The 8,037-nt window shown below is 52.6% G+C and carries 9 protein-coding genes and 1 pseudogene; 9 read left to right on the top strand and 1 reads right to left on the bottom strand.

All coding sequences use genetic code 11. The features are described from left to right. Positions 1-299 precede the first annotated feature (299 nt). The 3 genes from V7680_RS13370 to V7680_RS13380 are packed head-to-tail and all read left to right on the top strand — an operon-like array spanning position 300 to position 1,975. Positions 300-1,097, top strand: coding sequence for a DUF2231 domain-containing protein (locus tag V7680_RS13370; protein ID WP_335653765.1), 798 nt, complete (start codon positions 300-302; stop codon positions 1,095-1,097). 55 nt (positions 1,098-1,152) lie between these two features. Next, positions 1,153-1,620: a DUF411 domain-containing protein gene (locus tag V7680_RS13375; protein ID WP_335653766.1), complete on the top strand. Its 468-nt coding sequence runs from the start codon at positions 1,153-1,155 to the stop codon at positions 1,618-1,620. Positions 1,621-1,645: 25 nt separating this feature from the next. After that, entirely contained in the window at positions 1,646-1,975 is a 330-nt protein-coding gene (locus tag V7680_RS13380) for a hypothetical protein (protein WP_335653767.1), read from the top strand. Positions 1,976-2,022: 47 nt separating this feature from the next. Here V7680_RS13380 and V7680_RS13385 read toward each other — a convergent pair whose 3' ends face one another. Continuing rightward, positions 2,023-2,262 (bottom strand): metal-sensitive transcriptional regulator, encoded by a 240-nt coding sequence (locus V7680_RS13385; RefSeq protein ID WP_335653768.1) that lies wholly within the window; start codon positions 2,260-2,262, stop codon positions 2,023-2,025. On the opposite strand from V7680_RS13385, the gene V7680_RS13390 reads away from it, so the two are divergent. The 6 genes and pseudogenes from V7680_RS13390 to V7680_RS13415 all read left to right on the top strand — a co-directional run. Beyond that, entirely contained in the window at positions 2,261-2,710 is a 450-nt protein-coding gene (locus V7680_RS13390; RefSeq protein ID WP_335653769.1) for a hypothetical protein, read from the top strand. The two genes, V7680_RS13385 and V7680_RS13390, sit on opposite strands and share 2 nt — an antisense overlap. Further along, entirely contained in the window at positions 2,703-5,069 is a 2,367-nt protein-coding gene (locus tag V7680_RS13395) for a heavy metal translocating P-type ATPase (protein ID WP_335653770.1), read from the top strand. Before V7680_RS13390 ends, V7680_RS13395 begins: the two co-directional genes overlap by 8 nt. Positions 5,070-5,174: 105 nt before the next feature. Continuing rightward, positions 5,175-5,432, top strand: coding sequence for a DUF5676 family membrane protein (locus tag V7680_RS13400; RefSeq protein WP_100093775.1), 258 nt, complete (start codon positions 5,175-5,177; stop codon positions 5,430-5,432). A 138-nt stretch (positions 5,433-5,570) separates the two neighbouring features. Continuing rightward, on the top strand, positions 5,571-6,083 hold the full coding sequence (locus tag V7680_RS13405) for a hypothetical protein (protein ID WP_335653771.1): 513 nt from the start codon (positions 5,571-5,573) through the stop codon (positions 6,081-6,083). A gap of 121 nt (positions 6,084-6,204) precedes the next feature. Continuing rightward, on the top strand, positions 6,205-6,942 hold the full coding sequence (locus V7680_RS13410) for a DsbA family oxidoreductase (protein WP_335653772.1): 738 nt from the start codon (positions 6,205-6,207) through the stop codon (positions 6,940-6,942). Positions 6,943-7,743: 801 nt separating this feature from the next. Next, positions 7,744-8,037 (top strand): annotated as a pseudogene (locus V7680_RS13415) (TolC family protein); the annotation flags it as partial.

Below are 8,037 nucleotides of genomic sequence, written 5' to 3' on the forward strand. Positions count from 1 at the left end.
CATCAGCGCCGCCAGTAGACTTTTCTGGCGCGAAAGCCGGCTGCTATTCATTTCGCCGACACGGAGCCAGACATCATTGTGGAAACCATCATCGCTTGCCAGCGCCTCGGTTGATTGATCGGCCCGCAGGCTTGCAAGCATCGCATCAAGTTTAGTGTCAGATAGCGGCATTGATATTATCCCATTTCGTCGTTTCTGTTCTTTATACGCATGCTGGACAGCTTTGCCCTCGAAATTATTTTTGAGGGGTGGCCATTATCGCTACGTATTATTGGTTAGCGGTCATCAAGGACACGGCAATGCGCGACCTCAAATTTTTTACAGGAAGGGCTGAGATGCCAATCAAGAAGTTTCGCAAATTTATGATGTGCATTGCAATTGGTGTCAGTTCGCTCAGCGTTCCTGCTCTTGCGCACGGCGATCCGACCGAGATGGGCGCTGGTCCGGGAACTGGCGCTGACCATCATGAAAAAGCTAACGGAGCCGGCGAAGCTGCGCAGAACCCGGATATGCAGGAGATGATGGGTGATGGCACGATGCCGAAGATACCCGATGGATCAGCCCCCATGGCGCCGGAAGGCAACCACTTAGAGGGTATGGGTAACGGCCATGGAGGCATGATGGATCATAGCGAAGCGGCAGATAATAGTAATAAGAGCTTTGGTGAGCGCCTGTTCATCTGGCTGGGCAAACTTCATACGGTTGTCATCCATTTTCCAATTGCCATGATTGTTGCCGCGTTTGCAGCCGAAGCGTTTGGTGTTGCGCGCGGTAAGCCTGACTGGCGTTCGGCAGCGCGAATTATGCTCGTCATTGGTGCTCTGGGTGCAGTAGCCGCAGCGTTTTTTGGCTGGTTTGCTGGTGGTTTCTATCTTTATGACCGCAACCTGATCCTCACCACGCATCGCTATCTAGGAATGACCGTCGCAATCGGATCGGTGCTGTTGGCATGGGCCGGGCTACGCCGTTTTCACCACAATCGCAGCGAAGAAATACTGTTCGCCGTCTTGCTGGGCCTATTGACGATCGGCGTGCTGATTCAAGCGTTTCTGGGCGGCACATTCATGCATGGCGGCATGAATCATATGAATTTCTAAACACGCCAAGCTCCAAATCGAGCAGATGGCTCGTTATTACCCGAAGGGAAAATAGATGTTCAATCACATCCGCAAACTGAAGACAAACCCGCTTTTGGCATCGGTGCTCTTTGGATTGCTCGCTGCCTGCACCAGCGCCGCTCAAGCTGCCCCCCTTGTGATGTTCCGCGACCCGGGCTGCGGCTGCTGCGAAAAATGGGCCGAGCATATTGAAACGAATATGAAACAGGATGTGGAAACACGGAACAGCGGAAATATGAGCGCTGTCAAAGACGCGAACGCAGTGCCGGAAACGTTGCGATCCTGTCATACCATGATTGTTGAGGGATATGTTATCGAAGGGCATGTGCCCGCCGATGCTATTGCCAAATTACTGCGGGAAAAACCTACTGGAGTGAAGGGCCTTGCCGTCGCTGGAATGCCGGTCGGCTCGCCTGGAATGGAATATCAAAACCAAACCCAGCCTTATCAAGTTATAGCGTTTGGCGACAGCGGCCAACGCGTTTTCGCTAGTTACAATTGAGGTTTAAACCAAGAAAGGAAATATCATGAAAAAGCTTACACTATTTTTGGGAGCCATGGCTCTGACGTCTGGCGGGGCGGTATTGGCTCATGACCATACGGCACCGAAAGCCGGCGCGCCTGCGATGCAGAAATGCGAAATGATGAAAGACGGCATGAAAATGCCGGGCATGATGATGAAGGGTGCCGATGGCAAAATGTCCTGCCAGATGATGGATCACTCGAAGATGGACCACAGCAAAATGGATCACTCCAAAATGTCAGCCCCGGATGCGAGTGACAAAGCGCAACCAGCTATGGATCATTCGAAGATGGATCATAGCATGATGGAGCCCAAAAAAGACGCGCCTGAATAAGAGAATAGTCTGGCTCGGAGCTCCGCTTTACGATTCTTCGGGCCAGACTATTTCCCCATCTTGCCGAACAGGTTCACCAATTCCGCAACTTTCTCTTTCTGGTCAGCTTTGCTGCCCGAGGTCAAAGCTTCCTCGACGCAATGATTGGTATGGATTTCCAGAATTTTCATTTTGGTAGAGCGCAAGGCGGCTTCCATTGCGGAAAATTGCTGGAGGATATCGATACAATAACGATCATCTTCCATCATTTTAGCTATTCCGCGCGCCTGACCCTCGATCTTACGCATGCGCACGATTTCTTTGGTGAATTTGTCTGTCATGATGCCCTTATGCCAAATTTTGGAGCGTGATCAATCTAAAGAAGCGGCGGCATCAACCTTGACACTTCGCCGCCTTACTACTATACCCCCCTATAGTATATTTGTTAATGATCAAGAGGAGCTAGAAATGACGCATGTTTCAAACCGCGAACAAATCCTCATATGGGGCTGGACCCTGAGCCTGTTTTTGCTTTTCAGCTACCTCATCTGCATTGGCTTTGGTCTTTTAGCGCCGCAGTCAATGCATATGCATGAGTCTTGGGCGCCGTTGCTGCCCGGATTTGAGTGGCTGACTTTGCAAGGTTTTCTTGCAGGCGCGGTCGGTAGCTTTCTCTATGGATGGTATATTGCATTGTTGGTTATCCCGCTGCGCGCGTGGATAGGCCGCAAGGTTGCAGGTGCTGATCATGTCTGAGAATGATAGTGAGACCGCCAAATCGTGCTGCTGCAAAGACAAAGAGACTGCTGTAGGGACTGTAAAAGACCCCGTATGCGGTATGGATGTTGATCCGAGCAAGAGCGAGCATCATGCGCATCATGCGGCTCGGGATTATCATTTCTGTTCAGCCGGATGCAAAACCAAATTTATCGCCGACCCAGCGCATTACCTCACTGGAAAGCACCGCGAAGTATCAGAAAATGTTCCAGCGGGCACGATCTACACCTGCCCGATGCATCCAGAAATTAGGCAAGAAGGACCGGGTTCCTGTCCGATCTGTGGGATGGCACTTGAACCCGAGACCTTTAGTCTCGATACTGGCCCCGATCCCGAATATCTCGATATGCGCAAGCGCTTCTGGGTCAGTGCGTTGTTTTCCATCCCGCTGTTTATTTACGCGATGGGCGACCTTATTCCGGGCAGGCCGTTTGAAGGTTTATTTGAGCCGGGAGTATCGCAATGGTTGCAGCTTTTGCTGGCATCGCCAGTAGTTCTGTGGGGCGCGTGGCCGTTCTTTGTGCGCGGCGTGAACTCGCTTAAAACCATGAACCTCAATATGTTCACGCTGATTGGTCTGGGCGTAGCAGTTGCCTATGGCTTCAGTCTGGTTGCGACGCTGTTTCCTAGCATTTTTCCGGCAGCATTCCGCGGCCATGATGGGGGCGTGGCTGTCTATTACGAAGCAGCGGCTGTCATCACGACCCTGGTGTTATTGGGGCAAGTGCTGGAACTGAAAGCGCGCGGACAGACATCAAGTGCGTTGCGTGCGTTGCTTGAACTGGCACCGCCAGTTGCGCTGCGCGTTGGCGCGGATGGCTCGGAAGAGGAAATATCTCTCGACCTGGTGCAGAGCGGCGACAGCTTGCGCGTCCGTCCGGGCGATAAAGTTCCCGTTGATGGCACCATCGCCAAGGGGGCCAGCACGATTGACCAATCAATGATTACGGGCGAACCAATACCGGTTGCTAAAGCCGAGGGTGATGTTGTCACCGGCGGCACGGTCAACCAGACTGGCAGCTTTATCATGACCGCCGAACGCGTTGGTAAGGATACTCTTCTCGCCAAGATCGTCCAGATGGTCGCCGAAGCACAGCGCAGCCGTGCTCCTATCCAGAAACTGGCTGATACGGTTGCTGGCCTGTTTGTGCCCGCTGTGGTTCTGATCGCTATTGCCACTTTCATTATATGGTCCATTTGGGGACCAGAACCGGCGCTGGCCTATGGCTTGGTCAACGCGGTCGCGGTCCTTATCATCGCTTGTCCTTGTGCGCTTGGCCTTGCCACGCCGATGTCGATCATGGTTGGCACCGGCAAGGGCGCGCAAAACGGTATTTTGATCAAAAATGCCGAGGCGCTCGAAACTCTCGAGAAGATTGACACAATCGTGGTTGATAAAACCGGCACGCTCACCGAGGGCAAGCCTAAACTGGTTTCGGTCGAACCGGAAAAGGGTTTTGACAGCGACGAAATGCTTGCGCTTGTGGCCGCAATCGAAATGGCGAGTGAACATCCGCTGGCAGCCGCGATTGTAACCGGCGCAAAGGAAAAGGGGCTTTCGTTTGATGCGGCAACCGATTTCCAGTCGGTGACCGGCGAAGGGGTTGAAGCCAGCGCACGCGGTAAGCGCGTCGCCATCGGCAATGAAAAAATGATGGACCGGCTCGGTGCCGCGAGCGCGGACCTGATTGCCAAGGCGCAGGACGGCCGATCACAAGGGCAAACCGTTATGTTTGTGGCCGTCGACGGCAAGCCTGCTGGTCTTATCGGTGTCGCCGATCCGATCAAAGCGACCACGGCAGAAGCGATCAAAGCGCTGCACAAAGCCAATATCCGCGTGGTCATGTTAACCGGAGATGCCGAAGCCACCGCGCAAGCCGTTGGCAAGATGATAGGGATCGATGAAATCCACGCCAATGTGTCACCCGAAGACAAACACCGGGTCATCAGCGAGCTTCAAGCGGCGGGTAAAATAGTCGCAATGGCAGGAGACGGCATCAATGACGCTCCCGCTCTCGCCAAGGCCGATGTGGGAATTGCGATGGGCACTGGCACCGATGTGGCGATGGAAAGCGCGGGTATCACGCTGGTCAAGGGTGATTTGGGTGGCATAGCCAAGGCACGCCACCTCAGTCAGCTAACAATGGGCAATATCCGCCAGAACTTGTTCTTTGCGTTTATCTATAACGTGCTTGGTGTGCCGGTTGCGGCAGGTATTCTCTATCCGTGGTTCGGCATCTTACTCAGCCCGATGATCGCGGCGGCGGCGATGAGCCTATCGTCTGTTTCGGTAATCGCTAACGCATTGCGCTTGCGCCGCAAAGCGCTGGCTCAGTGATATTACCTATGAGCGTTGAAGGGATGGCCTGTTATTGTCAGTTGGTAACTGGTTGCAAGATGTCTCCGATTTTCGGGGCGGCTGGTTTTCAATCAGGAGAGCGAAATGAAGTTCGATGCCATTAAGCTTGGTTTAGCCACTGCAATTATCTTCGGAGTTGCGTGGATATTATGTAGTCTTTTTGTCATCTTGGCCCCCGGCGGTATGATGCAAATGAGCGGTCATATGGTCCACTCGAATTTTGAGGGTATGGGCTGGTCATTGCATTGGACAGGCTTTTTTGTCGGGCTTGTCACGTGGAGTGTTTTCTCCGGGCTATTCGTCTGGGCGATTACCGCTACCTATAATCGCTTGCTTGCCTAGCGACGACGGATCGAGGTGCCAATCATGCGAGATGTCGCCTGTAATCCAAACCATAATACATGATCAAACGCGCTGATTGACGAGCAGAAGTTCGAGCGAATAGTTCCTCTGACCCCAGTGTTTACTAGTGAAAATATAATGTCGCGCCGCCGATTTCGGCCCCATGAGGGCAACTACACAAAAAGGAAATTATACATGAGAACTCCCTACCTTGCCACCGTCGCTGCTTTCACCTTGTTGACCGGCTGTGCGGCCTACGCAGCGCCCCCGGAACCGAAGCCCGCCATGCAGAGTCATGCCATGCCGATGGGCGATCATTCCGCGCATCAACAGATGATGGAGCGAGCCCAGAACGCCAAGACGCCTGCAGAGCGAGAAAAGCTCATGACCGAAAATATGGCCATGATGAAAGCGCATATGGCGTCTATGAAGGCCAAGATGGCCGAAGGCGGTATGATGGCACAGGGAAAGAGGCCAATGGCGATGGACCCGGCACATAAAGAAAAAATGAAGGCCAAGATGGCCGAGGGTGGCATGATGAAGATGGACCCAGCACATATGGAGAAAATGAAGCAGCATATGGGTATGATGCATGAGATGATGGAAAGCCTGATGATGCAGCAGGAACTGATGATGCCGCCAAAAAAATAGCGCAAAGGACCGCGGTCAATTAAGCGGGAAGAAGCCAAGCTAGTGAACAAGCCGGGTTCTTCCCACTTTCTATGCAATATTTCCGCATTGAATAGTTTGCCGCCGAGCTTCCCGTTGCACATTGGTAATAGCGGCTGGTGGTTATCAGCCTTTCAGAAAGACTGTCGCAATGCCAACCGCTCAAATTGACCATTTTTCAGATATACTTTGCGTATGGGCCTATGCCTCGCAGAGCAATTTTGATCGGCTTACAGCAGAGTTTGGTGATCGGATAACTATCAACATCCATTTCTGCTCTGTATTCCCGGATACATGGACAAAAATCGCGTCTCAATGGACAGACCGGGGCGGTTTTGATGGTTATGCGAACCATGTCCAAGGCATCGCCGGGGAATTCGAGAATTTGCCGATTCACAGCGATTCCTGGGCAAAGACACGGCCGCGCTCATCGGCGAGCCCACATCTGTTCATCAAGGCGGTGGAATTGATCGAGCAAGAGGGCTTCATATCCAAAGCCCCTGTTGCTGAACGATTATCCATCCTCGCCGCGCGGGAACTGCGCTCTGCCTTTTTTACAAGAGCGGAGGATGTCTCGGACTGGGATGTGCAACGCGAAATAGCAGGGCTCTTGCATGTCGATTTTGACAATATATTGAATAAACTCAAAACCGGTGAAGCCATTGCAAGGCTCACAAAGGATTATGACCTTGCTCAGCTACACGGGATCGAGGGCAGTCCAACATATGTAATCAATGAAGGACGCCAGAAGCTGTTCGGAAATGTCAGTTACGGTGTGATTGCAGCAAATGTGCACGAAATGTTGGCCAGCCAAGGTGTGGATGCAGCGAGCCTGTGCTGATGAACCGCACGAGGTTGGCGTAGGTCCGCGAACCACAAGGTTCTGTAAGGTAATAGGTTATTCCGGTTATTCGCCTAGAAAGGGCATCGTCAATGTGGCTTCAGTATCGCGAAAGTGGGCAATTCACATTACCGTGGGACAGTGGCGCAAAGACTTGCCTCACCGCCATCATCTCGGTCAAAGATTGGGTTGACGGGGATCGGAAAACACCGGACACTCGGTTCGTGTTTAAACAGCTCTTTCTATTCGTTCTTCTTGGACTTGCCTTAGCTGGACAGGGAATCGCCAGTCCGATGTCCTGCCTATCCCCAGCGAAAAGCGATGCTGGTAGTGTGGAAATGTCCCATTGCAGCGAACCGGGTATGAATGAAACGTCCACAAACGGCAATGAATCCAAGGATTGTTGTGGGTCAGATTGCGCGGCGATGCTGCAATGTTCTCAGACAACTACGACTTTTCTAGCTAGCCCAGCTTTCGCCGAAACAATCGCCGTTAAAGCTATGTCCCACACGCGCCGTCTGTTTGGAAACCCAACTGGCATGCATAGCATTCCCGAGATAAAGCCTCCCATTATTGCTTGAACGCAGATCGCGAATACCGCCTTTTTGAGGGTGACGATATTCTTGCGATCTCTGTCCGATTTCTGTGAAATTGCTCTGGCATACCGGCGAGAAGCAAGCCCGCAAACTTTCGAACATCTAACCTCCAAGGTTAAAAATTGCCGCCACCGATGACGGCATGTTCGCCCTACTATTTTAGTGAGCAAGCATAATGAAATATCGACCGAAAACCCGCCAGGCAATGTCCCGGCGCCCATTGTCGGCATTGCCGGCCTTAGCGCTATATATCCCCGTCTTTTCCCTTCAAGCCGAACCACTCACGTTCGCAGAAGCGGTCGAACTGGCAGAGACAGCGACGCCAGCAATAGAGGCCCGCTCGCTCGTTGTTGAAGCGGCGCAGAGCGCCGCGATTGCGGCCGATCAACTTCCAGATCCGAAACTCAGCGTCGACATAATGGATCGGAGAATTGCTGGTCCGTTCGAGATTTCTCCGCGGCCGGGTCGTGACGGATTTCCTAGGCAAAGGATCGGTATC

Origin of the sequence: Parasphingorhabdus sp. (assembly GCF_036963705.1) — a bacterium.
Taxonomy (GTDB): domain Bacteria; phylum Pseudomonadota; class Alphaproteobacteria; order Sphingomonadales; family Sphingomonadaceae; genus Parasphingorhabdus.

What these genes read in the sequence shown, in the direction of transcription:
- V7680_RS13380 (WP_335653767.1), top strand. Translation starts at nt 1,646, where the DNA reads ATGAAAAAGCTTACACTATTTTTGGGAGCCATGGCTCTGACGTCTGGC.
- V7680_RS13370 (WP_335653765.1), top strand. Translation starts at nt 300, where the DNA reads ATGCGCGACCTCAAATTTTTTACAGGAAGGGCTGAGATGCCAATCAAG.
- V7680_RS13390 (WP_335653769.1), top strand. Translation starts at nt 2,261, where the DNA reads ATGCGCACGATTTCTTTGGTGAATTTGTCTGTCATGATGCCCTTATGC.
- V7680_RS13385 (WP_335653768.1), bottom strand. Translation starts at nt 2,262, where the DNA reads ATGCGTAAGATCGAGGGTCAGGCGCGCGGAATAGCTAAAATGATGGAA.
- V7680_RS13395 (WP_335653770.1), top strand. Translation starts at nt 2,703, where the DNA reads ATGTCTGAGAATGATAGTGAGACCGCCAAATCGTGCTGCTGCAAAGAC.
- V7680_RS13405 (WP_335653771.1), top strand. Translation starts at nt 5,571, where the DNA reads ATGTCGCGCCGCCGATTTCGGCCCCATGAGGGCAACTACACAAAAAGG.
- V7680_RS13375 (WP_335653766.1), top strand. Translation starts at nt 1,153, where the DNA reads ATGTTCAATCACATCCGCAAACTGAAGACAAACCCGCTTTTGGCATCG.
- V7680_RS13400 (WP_100093775.1), top strand. Translation starts at nt 5,175, where the DNA reads ATGAAGTTCGATGCCATTAAGCTTGGTTTAGCCACTGCAATTATCTTC.